The 14,130-nt window shown below is 59.3% G+C and carries 14 protein-coding genes and 1 rRNA gene; 10 read left to right on the top strand and 5 right to left on the bottom strand.

Annotated features, from left to right (window positions below):
• Positions 1-100 (top strand): 5S ribosomal RNA (gene rrf, locus KW839_RS13155); the annotation flags it as partial.
• A gap of 158 nt (positions 101-258) precedes the next feature.
• Here the strand turns inward: rrf and KW839_RS13150 are convergent.
• The gene (locus tag KW839_RS13150; RefSeq protein ID WP_218424570.1) at positions 259-660 is read right to left on the bottom strand and encodes a lysozyme inhibitor LprI family protein; all 402 of its coding nucleotides are present in this window, start codon (positions 658-660) and stop codon (positions 259-261) included.
• 211 nt (positions 661-871) lie between these two features.
• Between KW839_RS13150 and KW839_RS13145 the strand changes: the two genes are divergently transcribed.
• The gene (locus KW839_RS13145; RefSeq protein ID WP_060539910.1) at positions 872-1,360 is read left to right on the top strand and encodes an SRPBCC family protein; all 489 of its coding nucleotides are present in this window, start codon (positions 872-874) and stop codon (positions 1,358-1,360) included.
• A 354-nt stretch (positions 1,361-1,714) separates the two neighbouring features.
• Here KW839_RS13145 and inhA read toward each other — a convergent pair whose 3' ends face one another.
• Positions 1,715-2,401 (bottom strand): isonitrile hydratase, encoded by a 687-nt coding sequence (inhA, locus tag KW839_RS13140; RefSeq protein ID WP_218424569.1) that lies wholly within the window; start codon positions 2,399-2,401, stop codon positions 1,715-1,717.
• 88 nt (positions 2,402-2,489) lie between these two features.
• Between inhA and KW839_RS13135 the strand changes: the two genes are divergently transcribed.
• Positions 2,490-3,473: a GlxA family transcriptional regulator gene (locus KW839_RS13135; RefSeq protein ID WP_218424568.1), complete on the top strand. Its 984-nt coding sequence runs from the start codon at positions 2,490-2,492 to the stop codon at positions 3,471-3,473.
• Positions 3,474-3,526: 53 nt separating this feature from the next.
• On the opposite strand, the gene KW839_RS13130 is transcribed toward KW839_RS13135, so the two are convergent.
• The 3 genes from KW839_RS13130 to KW839_RS13120 form a co-directional block, all read right to left on the bottom strand.
• Positions 3,527-3,928: a hypothetical protein gene (locus tag KW839_RS13130; protein ID WP_060539907.1), complete on the bottom strand. Its 402-nt coding sequence runs from the start codon at positions 3,926-3,928 to the stop codon at positions 3,527-3,529.
• Between the two features lie 176 nt (positions 3,929-4,104).
• Positions 4,105-5,931, bottom strand: a complete 1,827-nt coding sequence (locus KW839_RS13125; protein WP_218424567.1) for a glycoside hydrolase family 15 protein — start codon at positions 5,929-5,931, stop codon at positions 4,105-4,107.
• A gap of 197 nt (positions 5,932-6,128) precedes the next feature.
• On the bottom strand, positions 6,129-7,724 hold the full coding sequence (locus KW839_RS13120; RefSeq protein ID WP_218424566.1) for a beta (1-6) glucans synthase: 1,596 nt from the start codon (positions 7,722-7,724) through the stop codon (positions 6,129-6,131).
• 287 nt (positions 7,725-8,011) lie between these two features.
• Here KW839_RS13120 and KW839_RS13115 point away from each other — a divergent pair, with 287 nt between their 5' ends.
• The 7 genes from KW839_RS13115 to KW839_RS13085 all read left to right on the top strand — a co-directional run bounded on the left by KW839_RS13115 (position 8,012) and on the right by KW839_RS13085 (position 14,125).
• The gene (locus KW839_RS13115) at positions 8,012-8,863 is read left to right on the top strand and encodes a glycine betaine ABC transporter substrate-binding protein (protein ID WP_060539903.1); all 852 of its coding nucleotides are present in this window, start codon (positions 8,012-8,014) and stop codon (positions 8,861-8,863) included.
• 250 nt (positions 8,864-9,113) lie between these two features.
• Entirely contained in the window at positions 9,114-9,425 is a 312-nt protein-coding gene (locus KW839_RS13110; RefSeq protein ID WP_060539902.1) for a DUF485 domain-containing protein, read from the top strand.
• Positions 9,422-11,080, top strand: coding sequence for a cation acetate symporter (locus KW839_RS13105; RefSeq protein ID WP_218424565.1), 1,659 nt, complete (start codon positions 9,422-9,424; stop codon positions 11,078-11,080). The genes KW839_RS13110 and KW839_RS13105 overlap by 4 nt, the downstream gene beginning before the upstream one ends.
• Positions 11,081-11,259: 179 nt before the next feature.
• Positions 11,260-11,808, top strand: coding sequence for an HIT family protein (locus KW839_RS13100; protein WP_256352637.1), 549 nt, complete (start codon positions 11,260-11,262; stop codon positions 11,806-11,808).
• Between the two features lie 205 nt (positions 11,809-12,013).
• Positions 12,014-12,232, top strand: a complete 219-nt coding sequence (locus tag KW839_RS13095) for a DUF4287 domain-containing protein (RefSeq protein ID WP_060539900.1) — start codon at positions 12,014-12,016, stop codon at positions 12,230-12,232.
• A 185-nt stretch (positions 12,233-12,417) separates the two neighbouring features.
• Complete coding sequence (locus KW839_RS13090) at positions 12,418-12,855, top strand: hypothetical protein (RefSeq protein ID WP_060539899.1); 438 nt, start codon at positions 12,418-12,420, stop codon at positions 12,853-12,855.
• 202 nt (positions 12,856-13,057) lie between these two features.
• Positions 13,058-14,125 carry an alpha/beta fold hydrolase gene (locus KW839_RS13085; RefSeq protein ID WP_218424564.1) on the top strand — a complete coding sequence of 356 codons (1,068 nt, stop codon included), beginning with the start codon at positions 13,058-13,060 and terminating at the stop codon, positions 14,123-14,125.
• The last annotated feature ends 5 nt before the right edge of the window (positions 14,126-14,130 follow it).

Raw genomic sequence — 14,130 nt, 5'->3', positions numbered from 1 at the left:
CATTGGAACCACCTGATCCCATCCCGAACTCAGCAGTGAAACGATGCATCGCCGATGGTAGTGTGGGGTTTCCCCATGTGAGAGTAGGTCATCGTCAAGATTAAATTCCGAAACCCCTATCTGCGTATGCAGGTAGGGGTTTTGTTTTTGTGCTTTAAAAACCTTGAACGCGGTCCCCTGATTTCCTGTAGGAGCGAGCATGCTCGCTCCTACAGGTCACTTGGCTTGCCAGCGATCAGGCCCTCTCCGCTACCCATATCACCCCCCCGGCACCGGGCAACTCATATCGCCTTCCTGGCACTTGAGGTAGTTCTTGAAAGTCTGCACCCGCGCCTTGGTCAACTCCGTAATGCAGTTGCTGTAGATCAGCGGATACACACTCCCTCCCTCCACACCCGACGCCGCGAACTTGCACTCGGCATCGCGCATCGCAACCCACGCCCGCTGCGCCCCCACCAGCAACTGCTTGCTGTCGGGGTTGCCTTTGAGTCGCGCAGTGATCTGCTGATACAGCGCATTCAACTCCTTGTCGGCCGCCGCATGCTGCTGCGCCGCGCACTGGTTCATCGTCGCCTGATCGCTGGCGTTGTCGCAGTCCAAGGCAAAGGCCATGGGGCTGAACAACAGGGGCGCCACTACCGCAAAAAAGGGTGAGTACATGGGGATTGGCTCGCTGTGACAGGTAAAGTTGAGGGCAGTGTAGCGAAGGGCGAGCAGATTGCAGTGTCGACAGTCTCGTCCATCACCCGAACTTATCGCCGGAAAATCGGCCGAATATTTCAGGCATGGTTGATTGCCAATCCCGACTGTTACAACGTCAGGGTTGGTCTTATGGTCTTACTGACCTACTGTTCAGTACAGGAGGTGACTTATGAACCCAGCATCTGATCGCATCGAAAGGAAAATCCTGCTCAACGCCAAGCGTTCTCAGGTCTGGCGTGTACTGGCCAATGCCGAAGTGTTCGGGCAATGGTTTGGTGTCGCTCTGGAGGGCAAGCGCTTTGTTGCGGGTGAATGGACCCAGGGGCAGATCACCTATCCCGGTTATGAGCATTTACGCTGGAACGTACTGGTGGAGCGGGTCGAGCCAGAGCGGCTGTTTTCGTTTCGCTGGCATCCCTATGCGGTAGAGCCGGAAGTCGATTATTCCCAGGAACCCACGACCCTGGTGAAGTTTGAGCTCGAAGACATGGATGAAGGCACCTTGCTCAAGGTGACCGAATCGGGTTTCGACCACATTCCCCAACATCGTCGTCTGAAAGCGTTCCGCATGGACAGCCGTGGTTGGGAAGAGCAGATGAACAATATCGAGCAGTTTTTGCTCGAATTCGCCAAATCCCACGAGCATCAAGGTGGCTGATGGCGACCTGTTCACCCCTGTGTTGGGGCGCGAGCACAAGGCCGCCTGCCCTGTCGCTGAATTCGTGGCTTTCAGGTTGGTTGCCTGTGGCATCTAAGGGTTTTCGGAAGGTGGCTTATAGCGAATGTCTTACACGCAGTGGTAGCGATCTCGTCTGTTGCAGATTGGATCCTATGCGTATTCTGGCCTCACCCACTGAAGCACAGGATGTGCTCAGGATCATGGAGGATCGGCCATAGGCAAGGAATGCCACGACAAGGAGTCGTCATGGTCTTGGAAAAACCCGCTTCGGCGGGTTTTTTTGTTCTGTCGAAACATGCCCTTGGGGGAGCTTGCCTGCAAGTCATGATTGACTCATTGTCGATCGAGTTTCGCCGCTGCACGCTCGGTAATTTCCGTACGCAATTTCAATGAGCTGGCGGCCCGCTTGCGCGCTTCCTCCAGCACGCCGACCGGCGCCGTTTCCGGGGAACCCGCAGCAAACGGTGGAGCCGGGGCGTATTCCAGTTGAAGCTGGATCAGCTCGGCAGTGTGCTGGTCGAACAATTCCGCCGCCAGGGTCAGGGCAAAATCGATGCCGGCAGTAATGCCGCCACCGGTCAACAGATTGCCGTCGCGCACCACCCGATCCTGCACCGCGATCGCCCCCAACGGCGCGAGTAGTTGGTGATAGGCCCAGTGGGTAGTGGCGCGCTTGCCCTTGAGCAACCCCGCGGCGCCGAGTACTAGCGAGCCGGTGCAAACCGAGGTGATGTAGCGGGCGTGGGCGGCCTGGGCCCTGATGAAATCCAGGGTTTCGTCATCTTCCATCAATGGCCCGACACCGCTGCCACCGGGGATGCAGATCACGTCCAGCGCCGGGCATTGGTCATAGGTGGTCGTCGGTTTCAGCAGCAGGCCGGTGCTGGCGGTGACCGGCAGCAGATCCTTCCAGATCAGGTGCACCTTCACATTCGGTAGCGAAGCCAGCACATCGTAAGGGCCGGTCAGGTCCAGTTGCTGAACTTGGGGGAACAACAGAAAACCGATCTGCAAGGTCATGGCTCTTTTCTCTTGAAGTGGGTGGACGGTTTGACTTTAGGCTCGTAGGCTTTGGCGTATACGCCAATATCCCCACGAATCACGCCAAATGCCCAAGAACATTCACGTACTCGCCTTCGCCAATGTGCAGTTGCTCGACGTCACGGGGCCATTGCAGGTATTTGCCTCGGCCAACGACATTGCCCGCCAGCAAGGGCTGCCGCAGCCCTATGTGCCATCGGTAATTGCCAGTGGCGGCGGGGCGGTGCTGTCGTCGGCGGGCCTGGGAATGCTGGCGCAGCCGTTGCCCGAACATGGCAGCGATACCCTGATCATCGCCGGAGGCTGGGGTGTCTACGCAGCAGCGGACGATGCGTCGCTGGTGGCGTGGGTGCGTAAACATGCCGGTGATTGCCGACGGGTAGCCTCCGTGTGCACCGGGGCGTTTCTGCTGGCAGCCAGCGGCTGGCTCGATGGCCGGCGCGTCGTGACCCACTGGACCCGCTGCGAGCAACTGGCACAGCAGCACCCGCGATTGCAGGTCGAGCCCAATCCCATTTTCATCAACGACGGCCCGGTCTGGACCTCCGCCGGAGTCACGGCGGGTATCGACCTGGCACTGGCCATGGTCGAAGAAGACCTTGGGCGCAATATTGCCCTGGAAGTCGCCCGGCAACTGGTGGTGTTTCTGAAGCGCCCGGGCGGGCAATCGCAATTCAGCGTCACCCTGTCGTTGCAGCAAAAAGGCAAGCGTTTCGACGAACTTCATCTCTGGATCAGTGAAAATCTCAACAAGGACCTGGGCATTGCAACCCTGGCCCAGCAGGCCGGAATGAGCGAACGCAGCTTCGTGCGCCACTACCGCGCCGATACCGGCCAGACCCCGGCCCGGGCCATCGAACTGATTCGCGTCGAAACCGCGCGACGTTTGCTCAGCGACACTGGCGTGCCGATCAAACGCCTGGCCCTGCAATGCGGTTTCGGCAGCGAAGAAACCCTGCGCCGCAGTTTCCTGCGCGCCATGGGCGTGACACCGCAGGCCTATCGCGAGCGGTTTTCCGTCAACGCTGCAGTAGATCCAGTAATGCTGTGAGCTTCGCATCAGTCCGGCTCGGACTGTTACTGGAACCGCTCGGAACGGCGGCCTTAGACCGATGCAGTTACCTCGACTTCGGCCACCTGATTGAAGTACTTCGCCCGATCCGGTGTAAACGTCACCACCATCCCCGTGCGCGAACAGGTCAGTGCCCGTTCCTGGCTCAGGTCAACATCCAGATCTTCCCCGCGCAAGCCTTGCCATTGGGCGAGGTACTTAAGGGAACCGTATTTTTCGAGTTTTTTCAGGCTGCGGCTGACGCCACCTTTCCAGCCCAGCACCGGCAGTTCGCCGGCGAGGCATTGGCGGGCTAGATCCGGGAAGCGGGCGGCGCGCTGGCGGCCGACTTCCCAGCATTTGATCAGGCCCTTGTCGTGGTCGTCCCACAGTTGCTCGCGGTTTAAACCGGAGCGAAGCGGGGTGTCGATGCTGCGATGGATTCGCTGGGTCATTCTGGTTCCTTGAATTCGGGTGTTGTTGGACAGCTCCGCTGTACCCGTTGAGCTTTGATGTTAGGTGGGGAACCTGCGACTGACAACCGGGTATTTACGGCTATTCAGCGACGGTTTTGTTTAAAATGGGCAGGGCTGTAATCTGTGGATTGGTGGTACCCGGATTGACTACGCGCTCACGGCTGCCAGAAGCTTTTCTCGCCGCTCAACTTGCGATCCAGAAAACACGCCGCGCTGATCAACGCCAGATGCGTCAGGGCTTGCGGTGTGTTGCCCATGTGCCGGGCGTGGCTGTCGAATTCTTCGGCGTACAACCCCAGCGGGTTGGCGTAGCGCAGCAGTTGTTCGAACTCCAGATGGGCCTTGTCGATCTGGCCGGCGCGGGCCAGGCATTCGACGTACCAGAATGAACAGGCGGCGAAGGCGCCTTCGGTGCCGGGCAGGCCGTCGATCTGGCTGTCGTCGTTGCGGTAGCGATAGATCATGCCGTCACGCACCAGGCTTTTTTCGATGGCATCGAGGGTCGCCAGCCAGCGCGGGTCGCGGGCGCTGACGAAACGCACCAGCGGCATCAGGAGCATCGAGCCATCCAGACCGGCGCCACCGATATGCTGGACGAAATGCCCGCGTTCTTCGTTCCAGAAGTTTTCCCAGATGTCGGCGTGGATCGCCTGGCGGGTCTGGTCCCAACGAACGAACGGCGCGGGCAACGAGCGTTTGGATGCCAGACGAATGGCCCGGTCCAGTGCCACCCAGCACATCAGCCGCGAATGCAGAAAATGGTACTGTTCGCCGCGCATCTCCCAGATGCCGACGTCCTTCTGCTCCCAGCTTTCGCAGACTTGATCGATGACCTCCATGGTATGTTTCCAGCCTTCGTGGGAGATGGCTTCGCCGTATTTGTTGACCAGGTAAATCGCGTCCATCAATTCGCCAAAGATGTCGAGCTGGACCTGTTCGTAGGCCTGATTGCCGATGCGCACCGGTTTTGCCCCGCCGTGGCCGGACAGATGCGCGAGTTCGATCTCCGGCAGCTCCTGACGGCCATCGATGGCATACAAAATGTTGAGTTTCTTCGTCCTGCCCTGGCAATCGCTGACCCGCCCACGCAGCCAGCGCATGTATGCGTTGGCCTCTTCGACGAAGCCCAGGCGCATGAAGGCGTACACGGTGAAGGATGCGTCGCGGATCCATGTGAAGCGGTAGTCCCAGTTGCGCTGTCCACCGGGGGATTCCGGCAGGCCGAAGGTGGCGGCGGCGAGGATGGCCCCGTGTTTGCGCGAGGTCAGCAGCTTCAAGGCCAACGCCGAACGGTTGACCATTTCCCGCCAGCGCCCGCGATAGCTGGACTGGCCGATCCAGTCGCGCCAAAACTTCAGCGTGCGCGCAAGGCACAGTTCGGCAGCGCCTTCCTTGAAGCGTGGATCGTCGATGGCGCCGAGCAGGAATTCACTCGTCTGGTTTTGTTCGAGGGTGAACTGGCCGAGCGCAACGTTATCGTCGAGGCTCAACGCCTGATCCGACCACAGCCGCAGGGACGGCTGGCCTGCAGCCTCGAATATCACATCTTTGTTATCTATGCGCGCAAGGGTATGGGCGCGGGCATAGTCATGGCGCACCGCGCAACGCACGTGGAAGGTGGCGCGACCGCTGACCACGCGTATGCGGCGCATCAGCAGCGGCAAATTATCCTCGGTGTCGCCGATGGGCAGCAGGTCGGTGACTTCGACTACTGCCTGGTCACTGAGCCAGCGGGTTTGCAGTACGTTGGTGTCAGGCAGGTAGATCTGTTCGCGGCGGGCGTCGGGCAAATCCGGCGAGAGCTGGAAGATACCCGCGTCGGGGCTGTCGAGCAGCGAGCAGAAAATCGATGGACTGTCGAATTCCGGCCAGCAGAAAAAGTCTACGCTGCCCTTGTCGTTGACCAGCGCCGCGCTGCGCATGTCGCCGATGATGCCGTGGGCGTCGATGGGACTTTGTCGTTCGGGATGATGATCAGCCATTGCCGCGAAACTCCGGGAGCCGAGTGCCTAATCAGCTGACTGGCCGGGGCGCTCGAGAGTTCATTTGGCGCAGTAGGGCGCGAGGCTTTCGGGCGGGCTCATGCCCGCGGTGTCATCCGGAGCAGGCCCGCGCCGTAGGATCTGCAAAGATCCCTATGGTTGCGAGCCCGCTACAAGAAATTGGCGAGTGTTGAAGGTTAAACCTTGCGAACCCGCAAGCAGCGCCACAATGCGGCAACCATCAACCCGCTCACCAGTGCCCAGCCCCAGGCCTGCTGGTTGTGTAAACCTTCCTGGAACAGTTGCGGCGCAATGCCGGCCCCAATGATGAACGTCAGCAGGGCGATCTCCCGGCGCGGTACGCTCACCGGTCGGCACAGGTAGACCAGCGCCGGGACGATGAATGCGGCGCTCGGGAAGCTGCGGTAGCGTGGGTCGAACACCAGTTCCAGCATCAGCACCGCGGCGGCGAAGCCTGCCGCTGCCACCAGCCAGCCGGCTCGACGCTCCAGGGCATTGAACCCACGCTCGCGCCAACCGCTGCGAGGGCTCAGCGCCAACGCAGCGTGGGCCAGCACCAGCAGGTTCAACCCCGTCAGCAACCCGACCCACAGCCATTCACAGGTGAACCGGGTGGTCACCTGTGCCAGGTTGCCCCAGACGCCAATCGAGCACGCCGCCAATGCGCCGAGCAGGGGCAGAATCAGAGCGGCACGGGTCGTGCGCACGCGGCCGCCGAGGACCAGCGTTGCAAGGAAGATCACACTGCCCACCACCAGCCACTGCGACCAGTACGGCACATTCGATACCGGCCCGGCCAGCACGCCCTTGTCCTGGCGGTCTGCATCGTATAGCCCCCAATAACCACCGACCGCACCTTCGCTGGCGCGTTTCCATGGCTGGTCGAAGGCTTCGATCAGGTTGTAGTGCCAGCCCTGCTGCTCGGCCATGGCGACAAAACCACGAATGAACTTCGCTTCATTGACCCGGCTCGGCACTGCGGTTTCGCGCTGACGACCCTCGCTGGGCCAGCCGGTTTCACCAATCATCACGTCTTTGGGCGCGAACTTGTTGCCGAACACCTGACGCACTTCAGCCACATGGTGCAGGGCGGCGTCGATGTTCGAAGGGTCATCTTCCCAGTACGGCAGCAAATGGATGGTCAGGAAGTCCACGGCCGAGGCGATTTCCGGGTGCCTGAGCCAGAACTCCCAGACATCGGCATACGTGACAGGCTGTTTGACCTGACTCTTGACCTTGTTGATCAGCGCGGCCAATTGCGCGCCGGTCACTTCCTTGCGCAACAGGGTCTCGTTGCCGACGATCACCGAAGTCACCACATCGGTGTTGGCGTTGGCCGAAGCGATCAGCAGGTCGACCTCTTTGCCGGTGTCCACCGGATTGCTGTTGACCCAAGCGCCGATCATCAGCTTCAAGCCATGCTTTCGCGCCAGGTCGGGCAGGGCTTCGAGGCCGGTCATGGAGTAGGTGCGGATGCATGCGAAGCGGGTCGCCAGCAAGGCGAGGTCGGCATCCATGCGCTCGGGTCGCAACTTGAACGGCTGATCGAACGGCGACTGGTCCTTGTCGAACGGCGTATAGGACGCGCATTGCAGCTTGTGCGACGCGCTGGCGACGTCCGGCAGGACCAGCGGTTTACCGAGGCCGTACCAGAAGCCACCGAGGGCAAACAGCCCCAGTGCGCAGGCGAATAGATAAGCAAAAAAAGGGAAACGGGATTTCGCGGACATGGTCAGGCCGTGTGGGAGCAAAGCGGCGCATGTTACCTGCAATTTCCGCCCGGCTGGTGGCTCGCACGAATTTGACATGCAAAGTTCGGGCGGATTGCCCGGGGTGTGTGGCGGCTTTCAGGTTAATGGCTTTCTGATGTCGCTTCTCGATGCCTTGAGGTCGCTGGCAGAGCAGGTCCCAAAGGGCCTGAGGTTGATGATCGCAGTGTCAGTACTCCGCTGATGTCCGGTCGAGTTTGCAATGGGGCGTGATGGGGGCGCTGTGCACCACAACAAGGCTTTGAAGCGACTCGGCACCCGTCGAGCGCAGCACTTTCGGGGAAGTAACGATGAAGATGCGACGACTTTTAGGCGCAGGTGCCGCTCTGGTACTTGCGATTGGCTCCACATTCGCCAATGCCGAGAGCAAGACCCTGACCATCGGTTACGTTGATGGTTGGTCCGACAGCGTTGCGACCACCCATGTCGCGGCCGAGGTGATCAAGCAGAAGCTTGGTTACGACGTGAAACTTCAGGCGGTCGCCACCGGGATCATGTGGCAGGGCGTAGCCACGGGCAAACTCGACGCCATGCTGTCGGCGTGGCTGCCGGTGACCCACGGCGAATACTGGACCAAGAACAAGGACCAGGTCGTCGATTACGGGCCGAACTTCAAGGACGCAAAAATCGGCCTGATCGTGCCGGAGTACGTCAAGGCCAAGTCTGTCGCCGATCTGAAAACCGATGACAGCTTCAAGAATCGCATCGTCGGTATCGACGCCGGTTCAGGGGTGATGCTCAAGACCGAGCAGGCCATCAAGGATTACGAACTGACCGGTTATCAACTCAAGGCCAGTTCCGGCGCCGGCATGATTGCCGAACTGACCCGTGCCGAGAAGAAAAACGAATCCATCGCCGTCACCGGCTGGGTGCCGCACTGGATGTTCGCCAAATGGAAGCTGCGCTTCCTCGACGACCCGAAAGGCGTCTATGGCGCGGCTGAAACCGTCAACAGCATCGGCAGCAAGGAACTGGCAACCAAAGCACCGGAAGTCGCCAAGTTCCTGAAGAGCTTCCAGTGGGCGTCCAAGGATGAAATCGGCGAAGTCATGCTGGCGATCCAGGACGGTGCCAAGCCTGATGCCGCAGCGAAGGACTGGGTGGCCAAACACCCTGAGCGTGTGGCTGACTGGATCAAATAACCCTCAACCAACACCTGCTCGCTTCACCCTGTGGGAGCGGGCTTGCTCTCGAATACGATGTGTCAGTTGACCCGGTATTGACTGACACACCGCTTTCGCGAGCAAGCCCGCTCCCACAGTTGTTTGGGGACATGCTTGAAATTGGCGAGTACGTCATGTCGTTCTACTACTAAGGTCGTCTGGAACCTGGCTCGCAGCCGCATACAGTGGATATCGTTCCAACTTAATCTGTGCTGCGAGGATAAAAACAATGAACGACAGCATTTACCTCTCGATTCAAAACAGCCCGCGCTTCAAGGAGCTGGTTAGCAAGAGGGAACGATTCGCCTGGATTCTTTCGGCGATCATGCTAGGGCTTTACTCCGGATTCATCCTATTGATTGCCTACGGGCCGCATGTACTGGGGGCGAAGCTCAGCCCTGAGTCATCGATTACCTGGGGCATACCGATCGGTGTCGGGCTGATTGTTTCGGCTTTCATACTGACCGGTATCTACGTGCGACGCGCCAACGGCGAATTCGACGACCTGAACAATGCGATTCTCAAGGAGGCTCAGCAATGATCCGTCGTCTAATGGCTCTATTGAGCATCGCAGCCTTCGCACCGGGCGCCTGGGCGGCTGACGCCCTGACCGGCGCCGTGCAGAAGCAGCCGCTCAACATTTCCGCAATTCTGATGTTCGTCGCATTCGTTGGCGCGACCCTGTGCATCACTTATTGGGCGTCCAAGAAAAACAAGTCGGCCTCCGACTATTACGCGGCGGGCGGCAAGATCACCGGTTTCCAGAACGGTCTGGCGATTGCCGGTGACTACATGTCCGCAGCGTCTTTCCTGGGTATTTCCGCGCTGGTGTTCACCTCCGGCTACGACGGCCTGATCTACTCGATCGGCTTCCTGGTGGGCTGGCCGATCATCCTCTTCCTGATCGCCGAGCGCCTGCGTAACCTGGGTAAATACACCTTTGCCGACGTGGCGTCCTACCGCCTTGGGCAAACCCAGATCCGCTCGCTGTCCGCTTGCGGTTCGCTGGTGGTGGTGGCGTTCTACCTGATCGCGCAAATGGTTGGTGCCGGCAAGCTGATCCAGCTGCTGTTCGGTCTTGACTACCATGTTGCGGTGATCCTGGTCGGTATCCTGATGTGCATGTACGTACTGTTCGGCGGCATGCTGGCGACCACCTGGGTGCAGATCATCAAGGCTGTCCTGCTGCTGTCCGGCGCTTCCTTCATGGCGCTGATGGTGATGAAGCACGTCAACTTCGACTTCAACGCTCTGTTCTCCGAGGCGATCAAGGTTCACCCTAAAGGTGAAGCGATCATGAGCCCGGGCGGTCTGGTGAAAGATCCGATCTCGGCGTTCTCCTTAGGGCTTGCGCTGATGTTCGGTACCGCTGGCCTGCCACACATCCTGATGCGCTTCTTCACCGTGAGTGACGCGAAGGAAGCTCGCAAGAGCGTACTGTACGCAACCGGTTTCATTGGCTACTTCTACATCCTGACCTTCATCATCGGCTTCGGCGCGATCCTGCTGGTCAGCACCAACCCTGCGTTCAAGGATGCGGCTGGCGCGCTGTTGGGCGGCAACAACATGGCGGCGGTGCACCTGGCCAACGCGGTCGGTGGCAGCATCTTCCTGGGCTTCATCTCGGCGGTAGCGTTCGCGACCATCCTGGCAGTGGTTGCCGGTCTGACCCTGGCCGGTGCTTCAGCGGTGTCCCATGACCTGTACGCCAGCGTGATCAAGAAGGGCAAGGCCAACGAGAAGGATGAAATCCGCGTCTCGAAAATCACCACCATCGCCCTGGCGGTACTGGCGATCGGCCTGGGCATCCTGTTCGAAAGCCAGAACATCGCGTTCATGGTCGGCCTGGCGTTCTCCATCGCGGCGAGCTGCAACTTCCCGGTCCTGCTGCTTTCCATGTACTGGAAGAAGCTGACCACTCGCGGTGCAATGATCGGCGGCTGGCTGGGCCTGGTAAGCGCTGTGGGCTTGATGATCCTTGGCCCAACCATCTGGGTGCAGATCCTGCATCACGAGAAGGCGATCTTCCCGTACGAGTACCCGGCGCTGTTCTCGATGATCATTGCCTTTGTCGGGATCTGGTTCTTCTCGATTACCGACAAGTCGACCGCGGCTGATAACGAGCGGGCGCTGTTCTTCCCGCAATTCGTTCGCTCGCAGACCGGTCTGGGCGCGAGTGGGGCGGTATCGCACTAAAAGCAGCTGCTAGCTACAAGCTACAAGCAAATGCCCCGGTCGAGAGATCGGGGCATTTTTTTTGGCAATCAGTGGGTGACGGGTGCCGCTTGCTTGCACGCGTGCTGTGGGACAACGTTTAACAAACTCTGCAGCGATGCCTTGGTACTCTGCGGGATCGATCGATCACGGACATCACCATGGAAGTGGCACCAAAATTCATCATCCACCAGACTGCCAACTGGATACTCAATCACCACATGTCATCCGCGCTTCCTGGCTATCTGATGTTGGGGGCAAGGGAGCATGTCAGCTCAATGGCCGACCTGCCGGCCGATGCCCTGGCTGAACTGGGGGGCCTGCTCGCGACAATTCAGAAAACCCTCGAAACCCGGCTGAAACCGAAATGGCTCTATATCAGTCGATTCGGTCATGACCCTGGCTACCCCATCCATTTCCACTTCATTCCTGTCTATCACTGGGTTGAAGAGTTGTTCTGGAAGGATCACAGATACCGGCTGCTGGAGACCTTCGCCTCGATCGAGAATGCCGCGTCAATCACTGATGGCGCGGAGCTGACACTGTTCATTTGGCGCGAGTTCGGGGAACGTCCGCAACCTCCAGCCATTCAAGGGCCTTCGATCAACCAGGTCATTGAGGATTTACGCGGTGCGTACTGTCGGGCACCGAACACCCTCTGCGTGAATGCTCTGGCAACTGACGGAACAGATCACCAAAAGCCTGACTGACACCCCTGTAGGCACAACAGTAAAGGCCTAAGCATGTCCCTGATCTCGCAACGTGTAGAACTGGCACGCAACGGAGCCAGCTACGCCAGGAGACGTGAGTGCACTTAGACTAAAATGTCGACCAGAAGCGCGATTGGGCGCTTGCCAGTGACCAATAAACGCGCCATGACATGGCGTCTGGTTAAGCAGAAAGGGAGTTTGTATCGTGACCGAAGACACCAAAACCAAAGGACCCGCTTCATATTTCCCGTCAATCGAAAAGAAATATGGACACCCGATTAGCTACTGGCTCGCGCTGCTCAATACAGTCAGTGGCAAGAAGCATATGGAAATGGTTGCCTGGCTCAAGACCGAGCACGGTATGGGGCATGGTCACGCTAATGCTTTGGTTGCCTATTATCTGGCCTCTGCCAAAAACACCTGACGAGGTGTCTGCAATCCGCCAATTGTTACTCGCCACAACTGCAGGAATGGCTTGTCGATTCGGTGTCACGTGGATGAGTGCAAACACATGCAGGCCCGCTGCTCCGGATAGTGCTCACGGCCTGCAAGTTAATATTGAGCTATACCCAATCTTCCATTGCAGTTCTTCAACCGAGGAGATTGGCGATGAAATTCAGCAACCCGCTCGCAGCACTCATGCTCACGACCTGTCTGTTCGGCTGTGCCACATCATCAAGCCAGAGCGTGACCATTCCCCTGGTTGCCACCCGGCAGAACAGCGGCCAGATTGGCAATGTAGCCTTGTCTTCCTATGACAATAAAACCGGGCTCAGCTTCTTTATCAGTGGTGTTCCTGGCGGCGGTACATTGCCCTTGCGCCTCTATTCCTTCATCAACAAAGGCAGTTGTCAGCAACCGGGGCCAGTCGCCTTTGCGATGAATGAACAAGTCAACACAGAGCGCCAGCCAATACGTGGCTGGACGTTTTCAAGAAGCGCACCGATCGCGTTGCCCGCCCTGCTTTCCGGTGGTTACTACATCCTCGTGCGAACGTCGGCACCAGACGGCAACATCGATATTTTCTGTGGGGATATCCAGGGCTAGTCGGTGAAGTAGTGCCGGCAACAGCGGCCCCGCAGATTATTTGCCGTGTATCACACTGTGTCTGCACCAGCACTCGATACACCCGCTTGCACCCGGCCCGCGCTGCGACACACGCCGGATACGTCGCCGCGTTCAAATGTCGGCAAGGTTTACAGGGATCAATCGGAGCCCCTGGCCGACGGCTTGCAACGGAGACTTCAGCATGAAGATGGCACTGCAGCACGACAAAACCGCTAAACCCCGCCGCCGTCTGGTCGGCTACACGATGCTCGCGTTCAGTCTGTTCGGCGCTCTTGGCATGGCCCATGTGCAAGCGGCTGCAACCGCACAGCCAGCCCAGAGCAGCGCCGGCAGCACCAGTGCCGCTGCGTCTCCCTTTGGCCCGCTCAAGCATGTCAACGCCGGGCTGCTGGACGTGGCATACGCCGAGACAGGTCCGGCCGATGGCCCGGTGGTCATCCTTCTGCATGGCTGGCCGTATGACATTCACAGCTATGATGAGGTCGCGCCCTTGCTGGCAGCCAAGGGCTATCGAGTGTTGATGCCGTATGCCCGTGGTTACGGCGATACGCACTTTCTTTCGGCGAAAACCCTGCGCAATGGCCAGCCGGCCGCGCTGGCCAGCGACGTCATCGACTTCATGGATGCACTGAAGATCAAGCAGGCTGTGCTCGGTGGCTATGACTGGGGCGCACGTTCGGCCGACATCGTTTCTGCGCTGTGGCCGGAACGGGTCAAGGCGCTGGTCTCGGTCAGCGGTTATTTGATCGGCAATCAGGCGGCGGGCCAGAACCCGTTACCGCCCAAGGCTGAATTGCAGTGGTGGTATCAGTTTTACTTTGCCACCGACCGCGGTCGCGCCGGTTACGAGAAGAACACCCATGACTTCGCCAAATTGATCTGGCAGCTGGCGTCACCCAAATGGGCATTCGATGACGCCACCTTCGACCGCAGTGCCAAGGCGCTGGCCAATCCCGACCATGTCGATATCACCGTGTTCAACTACCGCTGGCGCCTGGGCCTGGTGCAGGGCGAGAGCCAGTACGAAGCGCTGGAACAGAAACTGGCCACCGCGCCGTCCATCAGTGTGCCGACCATCACCCTGGAAGGGGATGCCAACGGCGCCCCGCACCCGGCTCCCGAGGACTACGCCAAGCGTTTCACCGGCAAATACGAGTTCCGGCTGATCAGTGGCGGCATCGGTCACAACCTGCCCCAGGAGGATCCGCAGGCGTTCGCCAAGGCGGTGATTGATGCGGACCACCTCTGAGGCCA

This window comes from Pseudomonas sp. PDM31, assembly GCF_019218965.1.
In the GTDB taxonomy this organism is placed as follows: Bacteria; Pseudomonadota; Gammaproteobacteria; order Pseudomonadales; family Pseudomonadaceae; genus Aquipseudomonas.
The sequence above is the reverse complement of the archived record's forward strand: the minus strand, read 5'-3'. Positions and strand labels throughout refer to the sequence as shown.

Coding starts and splice junctions, on each gene's coding strand:
- KW839_RS13150 (WP_218424570.1), bottom strand. CDS start 660: ATGTACTCACCCTTTTTTGCGGTAGTGGCGCCCCTGTTGTTCAGCCCC.
- KW839_RS13145 (WP_060539910.1), top strand. CDS start 872: ATGAACCCAGCATCTGATCGCATCGAAAGGAAAATCCTGCTCAACGCC.
- inhA (WP_218424569.1), bottom strand. CDS start 2,401: ATGACCTTGCAGATCGGTTTTCTGTTGTTCCCCCAAGTTCAGCAACTG.
- KW839_RS13135 (WP_218424568.1), top strand. CDS start 2,490: ATGCCCAAGAACATTCACGTACTCGCCTTCGCCAATGTGCAGTTGCTC.
- KW839_RS13130 (WP_060539907.1), bottom strand. CDS start 3,928: ATGACCCAGCGAATCCATCGCAGCATCGACACCCCGCTTCGCTCCGGT.
- KW839_RS13125 (WP_218424567.1), bottom strand. CDS start 5,931: ATGGCTGATCATCATCCCGAACGACAAAGTCCCATCGACGCCCACGGC.
- KW839_RS13115 (WP_060539903.1), top strand. CDS start 8,012: ATGAAGATGCGACGACTTTTAGGCGCAGGTGCCGCTCTGGTACTTGCG.
- KW839_RS13110 (WP_060539902.1), top strand. CDS start 9,114: ATGAACGACAGCATTTACCTCTCGATTCAAAACAGCCCGCGCTTCAAG.
- KW839_RS13105 (WP_218424565.1), top strand. CDS start 9,422: ATGATCCGTCGTCTAATGGCTCTATTGAGCATCGCAGCCTTCGCACCG.
- KW839_RS13100 (WP_256352637.1), top strand. CDS start 11,260: ATGGAAGTGGCACCAAAATTCATCATCCACCAGACTGCCAACTGGATA.
- KW839_RS13090 (WP_060539899.1), top strand. CDS start 12,418: ATGAAATTCAGCAACCCGCTCGCAGCACTCATGCTCACGACCTGTCTG.
- KW839_RS13085 (WP_218424564.1), top strand. CDS start 13,058: ATGAAGATGGCACTGCAGCACGACAAAACCGCTAAACCCCGCCGCCGT.